The organism is Gemmatimonadota bacterium, assembly GCA_026387915.1.
In the GTDB taxonomy this organism is placed as follows: Bacteria; Gemmatimonadota; Gemmatimonadetes; order Gemmatimonadales; family Gemmatimonadaceae; genus Fen-1231.
In genome coordinates, this window is record JAPLKS010000002.1 from 24,896 (window position 1) to 40,237 (window position 15,342).

The window sequence follows — 15,342 nt, forward strand, 5'->3', positions numbered from 1 at the left end:
GATGACGACCATTATGAAAAAGACTCTCCACGCGGTCGCCTCGCTGAGCTTCGCGCTCTGGTTGACCGCCTGCAATAGCTTGCTCGATGTCACAACGCCTGGCCGCGTCGCGGCCGAGACGCTCAATGATCCTTCGATGGCCGTGGTGCTCGAGTCCGCGGCGATGCAGCAGTTTCAGTGCGCGTTCGGATCGTGGGTGACTACGGCCGGTGTCATGTCCGGCGAATACCTCGTCTCCAACAACCTCGTGAACTCCAATCTGTGGGGTTGGCGCGGTACGGAAATTCTCACGGCCCCGGGCACGTGCGCGACGTCACGCACGGCGACCGACCTTGGGTATTACACGCCCATGCAGAGCGCGCGGTTCCAGAACGAAGATGCGTTCGCACGGATCTCGACGCTCACCGATGCGCAGGTGCCGACGCGGCAGAAAATCCTCGCCGAAATGTCGGTGTACTCGGGATGGGCGTACTTGTTACTCGGCGAAGGGATGTGCGAAATGACGGTGAATAGCGGGCCGAAGATCACGCCGGCCCAAACGATGGCGCTCGCGGAAACGCAGTTCACCACCGCGCTTACCTATGCGGCCACCGCGAACGACAACGATCTCAAGAATTTTGCGTTGGCGGGTCGCGCACGTGCGCGCCTCAACCTCGCGAACCTCCCGGGCGCGGCCGCCGACGCCGCGCAGGTGTTGCCCGTGGGTTGGCAGCGCCTCGCCGAATTTTCGGAATCGCGTCCGGCGCGCGAGAACAAGCTTTACAACATGACCATTCGCAACGACTTCCTCTCCGTGGCACCGGCGTACCGGGCGCTCACCGTGGGTGGTGTGGCGGACACGCGTGTGAAGGTGCTGAACCCGAATCGCAACGGGCAGGACGGGCTCACACCGCTCTACATCCAGCAGAAGTTCCTCGGCAACGGCGCCGTCGGTTTGCCGATCGCGTCGTGGAAAGAATCGCAGCTCATCTACGCTGAGGCGGTGGGTGGTCAGGCGGCGAAGGACGCCATCAACGCGGTGCGTACGGCCGCCGGTGTCCCGAAGCTCGACGGCACCGAGACCAGCGACATCACGGCACTCGTGCTCGAGGAGCGCCGGCGCTCCCTGTTTAGCGAAGGGCAGCGCTACTCGGACATGATTCGCAAGAACTTGCCGTTCCCCACGGGCGTCAATGCCAAGCAGCAGACGTACGGTCCGATCACGTGCATCCCACTGCCGAACATTGAGACGCAGAACAACCCGAATCTGCAGGGCAAGTAGGATGACACCACGCGCAGCATTCACCGCGCGTGTGCGTCGAGGGCTCGCCGCGCTGGCGGCCCTCGGCGCCTGCGCGCTGGGCGCGTCGGCCACCGCCGGCGCGCAGGCACCAAGTTCGGAACCACTGATCATTCGCGGCGGTTGGATCTTTGATGCCGTAAAATCAGACGTACGGCGCAACATCGGCGTTGTCGTGATGAGCGGAAAGCTGGTAGAAGTCGACGCCAAGCTGGCCGGCCGCAGTACGGCCGGATACAAGGTCGTAGAGCTGGCTGACGACGAGTATCTCCTGCCGGGATTCTTTGATTTGCACGCGCATTACAATGTAAATCTCTTTGGCAAGAATCGTCGCGACGAAACTCTGGTGCAGCCGGTGGTGTTCTTGGCCAACGGTGTGACCTCCACGTTCCCGGGCGGCGAGTACAATCCTGACGATATGGCCGCGATGCGCGATCGCATCGAGAGTGGACAGCAACCTGGTCCGCGGCTGATGCGCTCGGGCGCCTACTTTGGCCGCACGCGTCCGGGGTGGGACGTCAACATGACGCCGGAGCAGGTGTATGCCGACGTTGATCATTGGGCCGCGCAAGGGGTGCGCGCGTTCAAGGCCAAGGGCATTGGTCCCGTCCAACTGCGCGCGCTCATTGAGCGTGCGCACTGGCACGGTGCCACCGTCACGGGTCACCTCGACTCGGGCTTTCAGGGAAGTGTGAATCCGAAGGATGCGATTCTCATGGGCATTGATCGCATCGAACACTTCATGGGAGGCGACGCGCTGCCGGCCACGCAGTCGGCGTACGCGTCGCTCGTGAATCTCGACGTCAACTCCAAAGAGTTTAAAGAGATTGTGCAGCTGTACCTGCGGTATCGCGTCAACTTTGATGCGACGATCACGGCGTACGGCTACACGTCGGATCATACCACGGATGATGCCTTCGCCTCGTGGTACGACGAGCGCTCCTTTTTTACGCCGTACGTGCGGGCGGAGCAGGCTGCTAAAACCGAAGCGCGCCGCCCCAATGCGTCGTTCGACAAGATCTATCGCGTCAAAAACGCCGAGATCAAAGCGTTCTACGACGCCGGCGGTGGCGACCTGATCACCACCGGTACCGACTACCCGAGCACGGGCGAGTTCTTGCCTGGCTTCTCGCTCCACCGCGAGATGTTCGCGATGGTGCGCGCTGGGTTGCCGGCCGCCGCGGTGCTGAAGATCGCAACGATCAACGGCGCGCGCGCGATTGGCGTGGGGGACAAACTCGGCACCATCGAAGTGGGCAAGCTCGCCGACCTCGTGGTGGTCAAGGGAAATCCCGTCAAAGACATTCGCAACACACACAACGTGCAGAAAGTATTCAAAGCCGGGACAGCGTACGATCCGGCTACGTTGTTCAAGTCGGTGCAGGGCAAGCTGGGGCCGGCAAACAAGGATGAGGCCACCAAGTGGTAGTCAGCGGTTCACGGGGCGATCGACCGTGACGGCATAGCAATACCAACTACAGGAAAAAAACACGGAGGGGATCGCGCCGAACCATTGGCGCGATCCCCTCCGTGTTTCTTCTGGCGAGACGCGCTCCGCTACGCCTTGGGTTTGGTGAACCAGCGATCATACCACGTGATGGAACGCTGCATGGCGTCAATCACGTGCTTGGTCTCGCGCAGTCCGTGCCCTTCGCGCGGGTACCGCAGCATCTGCGTCTCCACCCCCACGTCGCGGAGCGCCACGTAGAACTGCTCGGCTTCGGCGATCGGCACGTCGTTGTCGTTTTCGCCGTGAATAAAGAGCACGGGCGTATGCACGCGCGACACATACCGCAGTGGCGAGCGGGCCCAGAGCGTGTCCATCAAGGCGCCCTCGTGCGGGAACTTGCCAAACTCCACGGCTAAGTAGTCGTGATAGTACGAGAGATAATTTTGCGTGATAAGGTTGCTGATGCCGGCGCGCGGAATGGCCGCCTGAAAGCGATCGGTGCGCGTGACGAGCCAGTTGGTGAGCTGCCCGCCATAGCTGCCGCCCTCCACGCCAAGCCGCGACGCATCAATCCACGGATACTTCGCGATCGCCGAATCGAGTGCGACGAGCACGTCTTCGGCTTCGGCGCCGTCTTGGTCGCCGAAGATCGCGTCCGCGTGCGCCTGTCCATAGCCGGTGGAGCCGCGGTAGTTCACCATCAGCACGCCAAAGCCATGTGAGGCGTAGATCTGCGCCGACGAGTTGAACGCCGCGCCCTGCTGACCGTGCGGGCCGCCGTGCATGAGCACAATCAACGGCGCCTTGCCCGCCGTCAGCTCCAGTGGGCGCGTGAGAAATGATTGTACGGGGCGGTCTTTGACGCTGCGGACGGTAAACGAATCCACCCCCGCGATGCGTCGCTGAGCGAGCAGGCTATCGCTCAGCGCGGTCACGCGCCGCGTGGTGCCGCGCGCATCGCGCCAATAGAGTTCGCTCGGGTTTGCTGGAGTCGAAAAGGCATACGCCACCGCGCCGTCCGGTGCCACCGACCACGATCCCAGCGTGCCCGTGCCGCCAACGACGAGTTGGGCTGCGGTGCCGCTTACGGCTTGCCGGTACAAATGCACGTTGCCGTGCTCCTGCGCGGAGAAATACAGCGCCGAACCATCGGAGGCCCACTGCGGCGCGCCCTGCCGGTTGTCGAGCGTTGCAACTTCGCGTCGTGCGGAGCCGTCGGCGCGCATCACCCAGCTGTGCGTGTCCTCCATGGTTGTTTCGGAGGAGGTGAGATCGCGCTTGGTGCCTTGGAAAGCGATCCAGCTTCCGTCTGGCGACCAGGCCGGCGCATACTCGGCGCTTTTGGTGCTCGTGATGCGGCGTGTGGTGCCGTCGGCCACTCGGACCGCGAGCACATCATAGTTGAAGAACCGGTCCGGATCTTTCTCGCGATTGGACACGAAGAGGATTTCGTCGCCACGCGGGGACCAGTCGATGGAGTGCTCGTAGTAGTTGCCCGTGGTGAGCTGGCGCACCGCGTTGGTGTTGACGTTGGCGACAAAAATGTGTAGCCGCCGGTTGTCGTTGAACCGACTGAGCCCTTCGCCGGCGGTCGGTTTGTAGAGGTAGCGTGTGATCACCATGGGGTCGCCGCTGGCGTCGACCTCCGGGCCCGGTGTGGCCGAGATGAACGCGATCTGGGTGCCATCGGGTGACCAGCTCAAGCGCTCGCCGCTGGTGGGGAGCGGATGGTTGGTACTCGTCACGTCGGCGACGAGATGCGCGCTGCTCCCATCTGCATTCGCGACCACCACCCCGTAGCGGGTTCCCTCGCGGCCGAGGTAGGCGATCCGGTCGCCTTTGGGTGCCCAACGGGCAGCAGACACCCCGGCGCCATCTCGCCCAATAGGGGCCGAGGCGCCGCTCGCGAGTGTGACGAGGCGCACCTCCGACGTCGGGCGGCCGGCACTGTTGGAGTTGGTCACGGTGATCAGTGCTTGCAGGCCATTTGGCGAAAGCTGGACGTCGCTCACGGCCCTCAGCAGGTGCAGATCTTCAGCGGAGAATGGCTGCGGTCGCTGCGCCAAGGCTTTGGCGGTGCCGAGGACGGAAAGGCCGACGAGCAGGGCTCGGAGGCGACGTGTGGAGGCAAAGGCGGGCATTCGTTGGCCTGGCGGCAAGGATGGCGGTCGGGGGACTTCCGGTGGCGCAGGAGGGGCAGGGCTCCCCTCTGGGCTGCGCGGTAGAACGGTGCTCGGCAAACGTGCCCGTCCGGCGCCTGCAGGGCAAGAACGACTGGCAGGTGAGCCGCCTACCCAGAGCAAGCGCTAGGAGCCCGGCCGGCGGGCCCCTGAGCCTGTCCACCGGCAATCCCCCGCTAGCAGTTGATACAACTCCTTTGCCTGACTATAGTTAAAGGCTGTCTAAGAAACCCGACTCCAGCATTCATCAGGACGTTTGATATGGCGATGCCAGCCACCCAGATCCGCCGCGGTATGGTCCTCGTGTTCGAGGGCGATCCGTGCCGTGTGATCGAGTTCCGTCACCACACGCCCGGCAACCTCCGCGCAATGGTGCAGGCCAAGCTCAAGAACCTCCGGAGCGGCTCGAACTTTGAGCACCGGTTCCGCGCTGCCGACTCCATTGAGAAGGCGGACATGGAAACGCATGAGCTCGAGTTCATGTACAAGGGTGGCGAGACCTACCACTTCATGAATACCGAGAACTATGAGCAGCTCGAGATGGACGACGAGATGCTTGGCGACAATGCGCAGTGGATGCAGGCGAACATGAAGATTCTCGCCGAGTATTACGACGGGCGTCCGATCGGCATTCAGCTCCCGCAGTATCTGGTGCTCGAGATTGTGGACACCAGCCCGGTCATGAAGACGGCGACCAAGACGGCGAGCTCCAAGCCGGCGGTGCTGTCGAACGGGGTGACGGTGAACGTTCCCGAGTTCGTGGCGACGGGCGAACGGGTGCGTGTAAACCCGAATACTGGCGAGTATTTGGATCGCGCCAAGGACTGAGCGCGGTTACTTGCTCGGAAAAGCGTGGCGTGCGGCACTTTACCTGAGAGTCGCAGAGGCTTAAGTTCCAAAGCTCTGAAGGACGCCGGCCGGGGCGCAAAACCGGAAATGGTGGTTGTAGCTCAGTTGGTTAGAGCACCGGTCTGTGGCACCGGGGGTCGCGGGTTCAAATCCCGTCAGCCACCCTGTGATGGTGAAGGTACCGGAGGCACGGCCGACGGCGTTTTTTGAGGTGCGGGACTTGAGGGCGCCGTCGACTTGGTGTTTCCGACCTTCTAGGTCCGTAGCTCAATTGGTAGAGCACCGGTCTCCAAAACCGGCGGTTGGGGGTTCGATTCCCTCCGGGCCTGTACGGTGGAAACGGTGGCAACAGAAAAACTGACGGGCAACCGAAACTGAATTGGATGTGGTCCACGCGGCGGTATCGTCTAGGGGCCTAGGACATAGCCCTCTCAAGGCTAGAACACGGGTTCGAATCCCGTTACCGCTATGGCACGACGGGCACGACGGGCACGACGGGTACGACGAGCACGACGCTGTGCCGCATACAAATACTGGTGACTGAGTCGGACTGCGGGATTGTTGGAGATAGGCCAGCCTCATCGTCTATCGGTTAGGACGGCACCCTTTCAAGGTGCAGAGACGGGTTCGACTCCCGTTGGGGCTATGCAGGGCTGCCAACGGGCGGCGTGCAAGAGAAGTAGTGAAAGCAGGGAAGCACCGCAGGGTAGTGGAGTTGGCTCCGCCCCGGCAGGTGAACAAGGGTTGCTGGACGCTCGGCGATGTGTGGTGCCGAGTCGGTGTTGGGGGCGTAGCTCAGTTTGGTTAGAGCACTCGACTGTCACTCGAGAGGTCGCGGGTTCGAGCCCCGTCGCTCCCGTTGTTGTTGGAGGACCGTAGGTGAAGGGTTCGTCGTTGCCCTGGTGGTGAAACTGGTAGACACGCCATCTTGAGGGGGTGGTGCCGCAAGGCGTCTCGGTTCGAATCCGAGCCAGGGCATAGCGAGATGTGTGATGCGGGTGCGGCTTCCCTCAAGCTGCGGTTGGTTCCCGTGACACCGCCACAGTAGCTCAGTGGTAGAGCACTCGATTCGTAATCGAGCGGTCGTCGGTTCAATCCCGACCTGTGGCTCTTTAGAGAGCAGATCTTATAGGACTATCACCGCCACCCCAGTTGGGGTGGCGTTTCTGTTTGGCAGAGTCCAAGTGGCGCATTCTTGCCCCTGAGTGCTGGACGGCGACCAAGCCGAGCGTAGCTTATTCGACAGTCTGTTCGCGCGGACTGCGCGGCACATGCCGCAGGCTGCGCGCCTCGCCACGCATTTCGCCACGCATTTCGCCACGCATTTCGCCACGCATTTCGCCACGCATTTCGCCACGTTCGCCGGAGCTCCTATGCGCCGCCTTTCGTTCCGCACCGTCCCCTGTGCTGTGCTGTTGCTCGCCGCGGTCTTTGCCTTGGCACCGCGCGCCAACGCGCAGGCCAAGCGTCTGCAAGCCGCCGACATTTTCCAGTTGGAATACGCGGCGGAACCGCAAATATCCCCCGATGGTCAATGGGTGGCGTATGTGCGGCAGTGGAGCGACAACATGACGGACCGTCGCCACAGCAATATTTGGCTCGCCAAAGTTGATGGCTCGCTGCACCGGCCGTTGACCTCAGGAAAGTTCGATGATGTGTCGCCGCGCTGGTCGCCGGATGGCAAGCGCCTCGCGTATGTGTCGAATCGGAGCGGGAGCGCGCAGCTCTACATCCGCTGGATGGACACCGGTGAATCGTATGCACTCACCAATGGTGGCAATGCGCCCTCGGCGCCGACCTGGTCGCCCGATGGCACGCAGTTGGCATTCTTGCAGTTGGTGTCGAAGCCCGCGCTCATGGTCGGCACGCCGCTCGCGCCACCGGCCGGTGCCACTTGGTCGCCGCCGGCGAAGTACACCGATCAACTGGTCTTTCGCTTCAATGGCGTGGGCGAAGTGCCGCCTGGCTTCATGCACGCCTTTGTGGTGCGTGCCGACGGTGGTGCGGCGCGTCAGGTGACGAGTGGTGAGTTTCATCATGGCGGCACGTCGTATGGCGGTGGATCACTTGCCTGGACGCCCGACGGCGCGGAGCTGATTCTCGCTGCACGCAGCGGCAAGAATCCGGAGTTCAACTCGCGTGAGTCGGATCTGTGGGCCGTTGGCGTCACGGATGGCAAGTCGCGACAGCTCACCGATCGCTATGGGCCGGACCAGAATCCGGCGGTGTCACCCGACGGCAAACTCATCGCCTACACGGGCTACGACGACCGGCATCAAGGCTATCAGAACACGCTGCTCTACGTGATGAATCGCGATGGCTCGGGCAAGCGGGTCGTGTCGAGCAAGCTCGACCAGAGTGTGGCGAGCCCGGTCTGGAGCGCTGACGGTCGCGGCATCTATGTGCAATACGATGTGGAAGGGAACACCAAAGTCGCACTCATCGCTCTCGATGGCACGTTGCGCACGGTCGCCAGCAATATCGGTACGGGGTCGAGCGCGTACAGTGGCGGCAGTTATTCCGTGTCGCGCGATGGCACGGTGGCCATCACGCTGAGTACGCCGACCATTCCCTCGCAGGTCGCGGTGACGACGGGTGCGGCGGGGGCTGCGGTGCGCACACTGACCTCGCTCAATAGCGATCTCCTCGCGAATCGCGTGATTGGCGCCACCGAGGAAATCTGGTACAAGTCGTCGAAGGACGGCCGGAAGATTCAGGGGTGGATCATCAAGCCGCCGAACTTTGATCCCTCCAAGAAATATCCGTTCATCCTCGAGATTCACGGTGGCCCGTTTGCGAATTACGGCGACCGCTTTGACGAAGAAAAGCAGATCATGGCCGCCGCGGGCTACGTGGTGCTCTACACGAATCCGCGCGGCAGTACGAGCTACGGCGAGACCTTCGGCAACTTGATTCATCACGCGTACCCGGGCGACGATTTCTTTGACCTCAACTCCGGCGTCGATGCGGTGATTGCCAAGGGGTATGTGGACGACAAGAATTTGTTCGTGACTGGTGGCAGCGGCGGCGGTGTGCTCACGGCGTGGATGATTGGACACACCAACCGATTCCGCGCGGCGTTGGCTTTTTACCCGGTGATCAACTGGGAGAGCTTTGCGCTCACCGCCGACATGGCACCGGCCGCCGTCAACGATTGGTTCCCGGGCTTTCCGTGGGACAACCGCGAGAACTACGACAAGCGGTCATTGCTCTCGGTGGTGAAGAACGTGAAGACGCCGACGCTCATTATGACGGGCGAAGAAGATTTCCGTACGCCGATGTCGGAGTCGGAGCAGTACTACAAGGCGCTCAAGATGACGGGGGTAGACGCGGTGCTGGTGCGCGTGCCCGAGGAGCCGCACGGAATTCGTCGTCGGCCGAGCCATGCGGCAGCGAAGCTGACAACGCTGGCGGGGTGGTTTGAGAAATACCGCGCCACGTTGCAGTGAGCGATCCGCTGTTGCCTAGCGGCATGACTGACGCGCGCGCGCCGCAGCGCTCGGCGGTGCGCGCACAACTTCCACATCTCACGACGTTGCGATTTTTCGCAGCGTTTTGGGTGTTGGGCTTTCATACCATTCCACGCGCCGCCGATGACGGCGCGTGGAATGCGTTCTGGGGCCGCGGGTGGATGGGCGTCACTTTCTTTTTTGTGCTCTCGGGATTCATCCTCGCGTACACCTACGGCGCCACTGCCACGACGGTGGATCGGCGGCAGTTTTGGGTGGCGCGCGTGGCGCGGGTGTATCCGCTCTATCTCTTTGCGCTGCTCTTTTCTATTCCACAGCTCTGGCACACCGTGGGGGAGTTCGGCACGCAGGGCGAGGTGGTGAGTGGTGCGCGCCTCGCGGGTATTGTGGTGTCGAGCCTCGCGATGTTGCAGGCGTGGGTGGATTCGTGGGTGTGTGTGTGGAACTGCCCGAGTTGGTCGCTTTCGGTTGAGGCGTTTTTCTACGCGCTCTTTCCGTTCTTGCTTCCGCTCATTGCCACCCGCATGGGGCGCCGATTCCTCTTGATTGGCACGATTGCCGGACTTGGCATATCGCTCTCTGCGTCGAGCGGTGCGGCCGTCGGTGCGCTAGCGCAGGAAGCGTCGATGAGTTCGTTGAATCCGCTCGCACGCCTCCCGGAGTTTTTGCTCGGGCTCTGGCTGGGCGGTGTGTATTTGGCGCGTCGCCCGTCGTGGACGTTGGCGATGCCGCTGGCGCTCGCGGCCGGATGCGCCACGGTTGCTCTCGCGGTGTGGTCCGGGATGCATCCGGCGTTTCATGCGCCGCATCTCGTGGCGGCTCCGCTGTTCGCGTTGATTGTGTGGGCGGTGGCAGCGTCGCCCAATCCTTCGCGCGGCCTCTTGGCGTTCGCTCCGCTCGTGCTACTCGGCGAGTCCAGTTACGCGCTCTACCTACTGCATGGACCGCTGCATGGGTACGCGCTCGCGATTTTCCGCCGTGTGGCACCTGGCGTGGGCTCGTGGGGAGTGTTCGTACTTTACGCCCTCATGACGATCGTCGTGTCCATTGCGAGTTATCGCTGGCTCGAAGTGCCGTCGCGCGGGTGGATTCGCGGGCGATTTGCGGCGGTTCGGCGCTCGACGACTACGGGGTAGGTGGCCGCACAGCCGTCGGCGTCGAAAAACGCGTGAACGCTACGGCGCGTCGCAGATGGGTTCGCCTTCGCGCCCGGCGTCGAGACCGCCCATCGTCTTGGGTTTGTCACCCACCACGCCGCTCGCACCAACCCAGATGGTGCAGCTCTTGCCCTTGAGCGCGGGATGAAAGGTGACCATCCCCGACCAGCCACGGCTCCCGGCCTGAATCACCTGCGGATAGAGCGTGCCCTTGGGGTGGGGATAGAGTCCAAGCGCCTTGCCGTCGGTGGTGTAGCTACCGTGATCGGCCCAGTACTTCTCCTGCACCACCACGAGATTGCGCAACGCAAGCTTCATGTCGGCAATAGCGTGCGGTGCGGTGGTGGCAGTGTCGGGCACGAGTATTTGCGATGGCGCTTGCGCGTTGAGCGTTGCAAAGCGGCCGGCAGCAGAGGCGATGATGGTGGCGGTGATAAGGCGTTTGACGTACGACATTGTTTGATCTCTCGAAGTGAGTCAGCGTTTCAACGACGCCGACGGATTAGTTGACGCGGGGACGCGGCGCAAAACGCACGGCAACGCCGGCGCAGCAGATGACAAAGAGCAAGGTGAGCGCCGTAGAGACCGGCGGGTTCCATGGTCCGGCGCGGTATGGGCCGTCGCCTCGGACGAGTTGGAGGCGTAACCAACTGCCGAGCGACTGCCCACTCACGTCGAAATACGCATCCGCAAATGGACTATCAGATTTCCAGAGTTGCGCAAAACGCGCGGGGCCGAGGTCGCGTGCGAGAGTGCCGAGGAGTTTTGTCTCCGTGGCACCGCCGGCGACGACACCCATCGCCGAGCTGATCCCCGCAGGCCGGGATGCATTGACGCCGCGTTGCGCGAAGTCGTAGCCGTTCTGCTGTGCATCAACGCGGAGAATGCCAAGGCAGGCCGCGTCGTCACCGGCCGCGCAGCGTGCGCTGTGCATCAGCGATCGATCGGTTTCGAAATCCAAGTGCATCACGAAATGCCAGACGCTATCTGGGACGGTGGCATTGTAGCTCTGCATCCGGTACAAACTGCTGGTGGTGAACTGATCGGTCACGGCGCGTCCTGGTGCGCCGAAGGCGTCGTAAAACGCGCAGCCGCCGAGGAGCGAGCGTGGGGGCAAGTGGCCTGGCTGCGACGCGGCCACAGCGTTGAGGCGCAGCACGATCACGCAGCGTCCGCCGGTTTCGGTGCGCGGCATGATCATGCGGCGCGTGTTGCCGTTCTTGATGGAGCGGTTGAACCAGAGCGCGTCGGATCCCGTCGGGTTGGTCGGAGCGGACGCCACCGATACGAAAGCCAGATCCTCAGCGGGGACAACCACAATGCCGATGGGTGCTACACCATGCGCTGGGAGTGCGGCACGTTCGGTGCGCACGATCTGCTCGAGGTTCGCTTTGGAGGCTGCGGAGTAGTTGCCGATGAAGACCACGGGTGCTTCGGCACCGGCGGGGAGTGCGCGAAGCGCGCGCTCCGCCGCCTGCACGTCGAGCCAGAGCGAGCGAGCGGCGAGCAAGCTGGAGGCGTGTTGCACCCGCGCCTGTGCGATCTCGCGCAGCGTAACGGAGGAGGCGCTTTCGTTGAAGCCGCGCCAGCGCCACATCGGCTCGATGTTTTTTGGGCTAAAGAATGCGGCGACGAGTACGCCGCAGCCGATGACGAGCATCGCCACCCAACGGGGGAAGGTAAGGGTCACGGGCGCCTCCGGGTGGCCACCACGCCAAGCAGGGCAATCCAGCCGAGCATCACGCCAGCTTGCAGCACGCTGGGCGTCACGAGGTCAGGGCTCGCGGCGAGCGCGTGCGTGCGCCAGTCGCGCACCAGCGTTGGCGTGTCAATTCCCGACGAGGCCGCGAGCAACTCGCGAACCGGAGTCCCTGTGGGCGCCGCGCGCAGTCGCGCAAAAGCATTGGGCCCACCGCGATCGAGCGCGTACGCAAAGAGTGTGCGCCGCGAATCTATGTGGAGCGGGCGCGGCACCGTGCGGGTGCGGAGGAAGGCGATGCACGACGCATCATTGCTCTGCTTGACGCACTGCTTGTACAGGGTGACTTGATCGTCGGCGCTGGGGTTTGGTGGCGTGCGCAACACGATGGCGCGCCGGTCGTCGGCATCATACCAACTAAGAAGTTCGTCGCCTGCGTCGGTGAGGCCGAGCGCGGATTCGCATTGCGCGAGCGCGCCGACGTGGCAGGCGCGCGCAATCGTGGACGGTGAGGTAGCGAGGTCCACCGCGACATCTTCCCACGCTTGTGGCGCGGTGGGGCGGGCCGGCATCCAGGCGCCGAGCCAGAGGACGAGCTTGGGCGACTCGCCGTTGGTGGCGAGTGCGCCGATGAGATCGCTGAGAACATCACGGGCCGGCGTTTCGCGGACCGGTGCGCGAAGACTGTTATAACGTGGGCTGTGGTCCGCGAATTGGAACGAAAGCCACACCTGGCGTTGCTGCCACCAGTTTGCGTAGGCATACTCAGCTCGCACGTCAATCGGGTGGCCACGCACGAGGGAATCGGCGCTGGCGCCGAGTACCGTGCGAGCGTCCGTCCAGCTCAGGTTGGCGGCGCGTTGCAGAGCGGCGGCTCCGCCGGGGCCTAGGGCGTCGGTTGTGAAGCGCACGGCGAGCGCGCCGACCACCACACTGTCGGGGAGATTCGGGCGGGGCAGCGCACGTACCGAGTCCACCTTCCGACGCGCTTCGCGTAAGGCAATATCGGTGCTGCGGAGCCGTGCTTCGAGGTCGGCGACCTGTGCCGATGCGTTCTGCGCGCGCGCCGCGAGCGGCCACGCGCACGCAACGACGACGGCAACAGCCGCGAACAGTCTGCCGATTCGCGGACGCATGCGTCGCTCACACATCGATGAGCATCCAGCGCGCGGTGAGCGTGTCGAGCGGCCCCGGCCAGCTGGTGAGTATCACCCAGAGCGCGGCGGTCGGGCTGTGAAAGCCCACGAGTTGCGCCGCGATCTCTACCGCGCCAACGGCAAACATGATGATGACGGCAACCTTCGCGGCGCTCCGGCCCGCGAGGTACTGCAACGCAAAGGCCATCCCATAAAACAGGAGGGCGGAGAGATACCAGCGGATGGTGATCCCCGCAGGGTAGGCATGCAGCGTGGCTGGCAGATTGGCGCTCGCCGCCGCAACGAGCGAACCGAGGAAGAGTGCGGCCGCTGGCACGGCCAGTAAGGTGGCACCCGCAAGAAAGCGCAGACGCACAAAGGTCGGCCAGGCGACCGGCAGCGACATCGCGTAGATGTGGCGTCCGATGTTGTCTTTGACCCACGGCCCTGCGGCGAGGCTCGCGCCGCAGACAAAAGCGAGCGAAATAAAGAAGAGCGCACCGATCTTGGAGACTTCCATCCATCCCGTCACGGAGGAGTCGTACCCGAAGTGCGGGCGCACACTGATGAGTATGGCCGGTACGCCGAAGGCGGTGAGCACGTAGAGCACGAGCTCGAGTCGCGCCCACTTCCACTGGGTGAAGAGCGTTTGACGGAACATTAGTTGGCCTCCACGTCGGGGGTGCGTGCGGAGCGCAGGAGTTCCACAAAGCTTTCTTCGAGGTCCAGATCAATCACTTCGCGCAGTTCGGAGGTGCCGGACGCAAACCACTGTTGCATCTCCGGCTGCCAGCCACGCACCACCCATTGCTCTTCGCGCCCAATCGATTGATCGCGATTCAGCAGCGTAAAGGGGAGCGCCCCGATCTCCGTTGGCGCGTCGAGCACGCGAAGACGCTTGATGCCGCTCCGGAAGGTGGTCATCGCCATCTCGGCGACCATCCGGCCGTCATCCATCACGCCAACGTGATCGCAAATGCGTTCTTGTTCATGAATGAGATGGCTCGAGATGAGCACTGTGGCCTTTTTGCTGTTCACATATTCGAGGAGCGCGGCGAGCACATCGCGCCGTACGACGGGGTCGAGTCCGTCGGTGGGTTCGTCGAGAATGAGCAGTTCGGGATTGTGCGCGAGGGCGAGGAGCATCATCAGTTTGCCGCTCTCGCCTTTGGAGAGCCGTTCGACACCGGTTTCGGCGCGGAGGGCAAAGGCGCGGCGGAGTTCCTCGGCGCGCTTGGCGTCCCAGTCGGCGTAGAACGCGGCGTGGTAGCGCATCGTTTCTTCGACGGTGAGCGACGTATAGAGGTGCAACCGCTCCGGCACGTAGCCGATGCGCGCGAGCGCGTGGTGCACGCCTTTCGGAACATCGTGGCCCAGCACGGAAATGGTGCCATGTTCGGCGCGGAGCATGCCGAGCATGAGTCGGATGGTGGAGGTTTTGCCGGAGCCGTTGGGTCCGAGAAAGCCGTACACGCAGCCGGAGGGGACGGACATCGCGAGATCGCGAATGGCAAACTCGCGGCCGGCGCGCCAGGTCACGTTGCGGAGCTGAATGACGTCGCTCACTTGCGGTCCTCGAGTTCTGAGGTGAGAGCTTTGCGGAGGTCGTCGCGATTGATGCCGAGTCGTGCGGCGGAGGCGAGGAGTTCGCGCACGAGTCGTTTGGCGGCGGCGGTGCGTTCGCGGGCGCGGGTGTCGGCTGGGACATCGGCGACGTAGGTGCCGGCGCCCTGTTTCATTTCGACGAGCCCTTCGCGTTCGAGGTCGCGATAGGCTTGCACGACGGTGGCCGGGTTGACGCGCAGTCGTGTGGCGAGGGCGCGGACGGAGGGGAGCCCGTCTCCGGCGCGGAGTTCGCCCGAGGCGACCGCGACGCGCACGCGTTCGGCGATCTGCGCGTAGATGGGTGTTGGGCTTCTGGGATCGATACGCTCGAACATCGGCGACCTGTGTTAGTGTAGTCATACAGTGCTACACATGGTCTGGGATGTCAAGAGGGGGTGCGGTCTACCTTCGGCGGGTGTTGGCGGGTATTATTGGGGAGTTGCGGGCGTAATTCAGTTGGTAGAATGCCAGCTTCCCAAGCTGGACGTCGCCGGTTCGAGCCCGGTCGCCCGCTCTG

Annotated in this window: 12 protein-coding genes and 8 tRNA genes; 13 read left to right on the forward strand and 7 right to left on the reverse strand. The window is 63.3% G+C overall.

The genetic code is table 11. The annotated features are described in order from the left end of the window. Window positions 1–13 precede the first annotated feature (13 nt). Both NTZ43_00295 and NTZ43_00300 read left to right on the forward strand, forming a co-directional pair. On the forward strand, window positions 14–1,261 hold the full coding sequence (locus NTZ43_00295) for a RagB/SusD family nutrient uptake outer membrane protein (protein ID MCX5765657.1): 1,248 nt from the start codon (window positions 14–16) through the stop codon (window positions 1,259–1,261). Between the two features lies 1 nt (window position 1,262). Beyond that, complete coding sequence (locus NTZ43_00300; protein ID MCX5765658.1) at window positions 1,263–2,708, forward strand: amidohydrolase family protein; 1,446 nt, start codon at window positions 1,263–1,265, stop codon at window positions 2,706–2,708. Window positions 2,709–2,836: 128 nt separating this feature from the next. On the opposite strand, the gene NTZ43_00305 is transcribed toward NTZ43_00300, so the two are convergent. After that, a complete protein-coding gene (locus NTZ43_00305; GenBank protein MCX5765659.1) occupies window positions 2,837–4,870 on the reverse strand; it encodes a S9 family peptidase in 2,034 nt (677 codons plus the stop codon). Between the two features lie 300 nt (window positions 4,871–5,170). Between NTZ43_00305 and efp the strand changes: the two genes are divergently transcribed. The 10 genes from efp (at window position 5,171) to NTZ43_00355 (ending at window position 10,364) form a co-directional block, all read left to right on the forward strand. After that, complete coding sequence (gene efp, locus NTZ43_00310; GenBank protein MCX5765660.1) at window positions 5,171–5,737, forward strand: elongation factor P; 567 nt, start codon at window positions 5,171–5,173, stop codon at window positions 5,735–5,737. A 111-nt stretch (window positions 5,738–5,848) separates the two neighbouring features. Further along, a tRNA-His gene (locus NTZ43_00315) sits at window positions 5,849–5,922 on the forward strand. A gap of 92 nt (window positions 5,923–6,014) precedes the next feature. Beyond that, window positions 6,015–6,087: transfer RNA gene (locus NTZ43_00320), tRNA-Trp, on the forward strand. 67 nt (window positions 6,088–6,154) lie between these two features. Next, a tRNA-Glu gene (locus tag NTZ43_00325) sits at window positions 6,155–6,227 on the forward strand. A 105-nt stretch (window positions 6,228–6,332) separates the two neighbouring features. Further along, window positions 6,333–6,404: transfer RNA gene (locus tag NTZ43_00330), tRNA-Glu, on the forward strand. Between the two features lie 138 nt (window positions 6,405–6,542). After that, window positions 6,543–6,617 (forward strand) — tRNA-Asp (locus NTZ43_00335). A 37-nt stretch (window positions 6,618–6,654) separates the two neighbouring features. Next, window positions 6,655–6,736 (forward strand) — tRNA-Leu (locus NTZ43_00340). A gap of 60 nt (window positions 6,737–6,796) precedes the next feature. Then, window positions 6,797–6,868 (forward strand) — tRNA-Thr (locus NTZ43_00345). A gap of 263 nt (window positions 6,869–7,131) precedes the next feature. Then, window positions 7,132–9,207, forward strand: coding sequence for a S9 family peptidase (locus tag NTZ43_00350; GenBank protein MCX5765661.1), 2,076 nt, complete (start codon window positions 7,132–7,134; stop codon window positions 9,205–9,207). Between the two features lie 23 nt (window positions 9,208–9,230). Continuing rightward, on the forward strand, window positions 9,231–10,364 hold the full coding sequence (locus NTZ43_00355; GenBank protein ID MCX5765662.1) for an acyltransferase: 1,134 nt from the start codon (window positions 9,231–9,233) through the stop codon (window positions 10,362–10,364). Window positions 10,365–10,403: 39 nt separating this feature from the next. On the opposite strand, the gene NTZ43_00360 is transcribed toward NTZ43_00355, so the two are convergent. From NTZ43_00360 to NTZ43_00385, 6 genes are read right to left on the reverse strand one after another with little or no spacing between them, the layout of a single operon-like run. After that, entirely contained in the window at window positions 10,404–10,841 is a 438-nt protein-coding gene (locus NTZ43_00360; protein ID MCX5765663.1) for a hypothetical protein, read from the reverse strand. 46 nt (window positions 10,842–10,887) lie between these two features. Beyond that, the gene (locus NTZ43_00365; protein MCX5765664.1) at window positions 10,888–12,075 is read right to left on the reverse strand and encodes a hypothetical protein; all 1,188 of its coding nucleotides are present in this window, start codon (window positions 12,073–12,075) and stop codon (window positions 10,888–10,890) included. After that, complete coding sequence (locus tag NTZ43_00370; protein MCX5765665.1) at window positions 12,072–13,220, reverse strand: hypothetical protein; 1,149 nt, start codon at window positions 13,218–13,220, stop codon at window positions 12,072–12,074. Before NTZ43_00370 ends, NTZ43_00365 begins: the two co-directional genes overlap by 4 nt. A gap of 7 nt (window positions 13,221–13,227) precedes the next feature. Next, a complete protein-coding gene (locus NTZ43_00375) occupies window positions 13,228–13,881 on the reverse strand; it encodes a hypothetical protein (GenBank protein ID MCX5765666.1) in 654 nt (217 codons plus the stop codon). Continuing rightward, window positions 13,881–14,786, reverse strand: coding sequence for an ABC transporter ATP-binding protein (locus tag NTZ43_00380; protein MCX5765667.1), 906 nt, complete (start codon window positions 14,784–14,786; stop codon window positions 13,881–13,883). The genes NTZ43_00375 and NTZ43_00380 overlap by 1 nt, the downstream gene beginning before the upstream one ends. Continuing rightward, on the reverse strand, window positions 14,783–15,160 hold the full coding sequence (locus tag NTZ43_00385; GenBank protein MCX5765668.1) for a GntR family transcriptional regulator: 378 nt from the start codon (window positions 15,158–15,160) through the stop codon (window positions 14,783–14,785). Before NTZ43_00385 ends, NTZ43_00380 begins: the two co-directional genes overlap by 4 nt. 106 nt (window positions 15,161–15,266) lie before the next feature. On the opposite strand from NTZ43_00385, the gene NTZ43_00390 reads away from it, so the two are divergent. Continuing rightward, window positions 15,267–15,339, forward strand: a tRNA-Gly gene (locus NTZ43_00390). Window positions 15,340–15,342 lie beyond the last annotated feature (3 nt).

Bases quoted from the DNA above. Each gene is read 5' to 3' on its own strand.
- NTZ43_00370 (MCX5765665.1), bottom strand. From the start codon at position 13,220: ATGCGTCCGCGAATCGGCAGACTGTTCGCGGCTGTTGCCGTCGTCGTT.
- efp (MCX5765660.1), top strand. From the start codon at position 5,171: ATGGCGATGCCAGCCACCCAGATCCGCCGCGGTATGGTCCTCGTGTTC.
- NTZ43_00300 (MCX5765658.1), top strand. From the start codon at position 1,263: ATGACACCACGCGCAGCATTCACCGCGCGTGTGCGTCGAGGGCTCGCC.
- NTZ43_00305 (MCX5765659.1), bottom strand. From the start codon at position 4,870: ATGCCCGCCTTTGCCTCCACACGTCGCCTCCGAGCCCTGCTCGTCGGC.
- NTZ43_00385 (MCX5765668.1), bottom strand. From the start codon at position 15,160: ATGTTCGAGCGTATCGATCCCAGAAGCCCAACACCCATCTACGCGCAG.
- NTZ43_00360 (MCX5765663.1), bottom strand. From the start codon at position 10,841: ATGTCGTACGTCAAACGCCTTATCACCGCCACCATCATCGCCTCTGCT.
- NTZ43_00350 (MCX5765661.1), top strand. From the start codon at position 7,132: ATGCGCCGCCTTTCGTTCCGCACCGTCCCCTGTGCTGTGCTGTTGCTC.
- NTZ43_00295 (MCX5765657.1), top strand. From the start codon at position 14: ATGAAAAAGACTCTCCACGCGGTCGCCTCGCTGAGCTTCGCGCTCTGG.
- NTZ43_00375 (MCX5765666.1), bottom strand. From the start codon at position 13,881: ATGTTCCGTCAAACGCTCTTCACCCAGTGGAAGTGGGCGCGACTCGAG.
- NTZ43_00355 (MCX5765662.1), top strand. From the start codon at position 9,231: ATGACTGACGCGCGCGCGCCGCAGCGCTCGGCGGTGCGCGCACAACTT.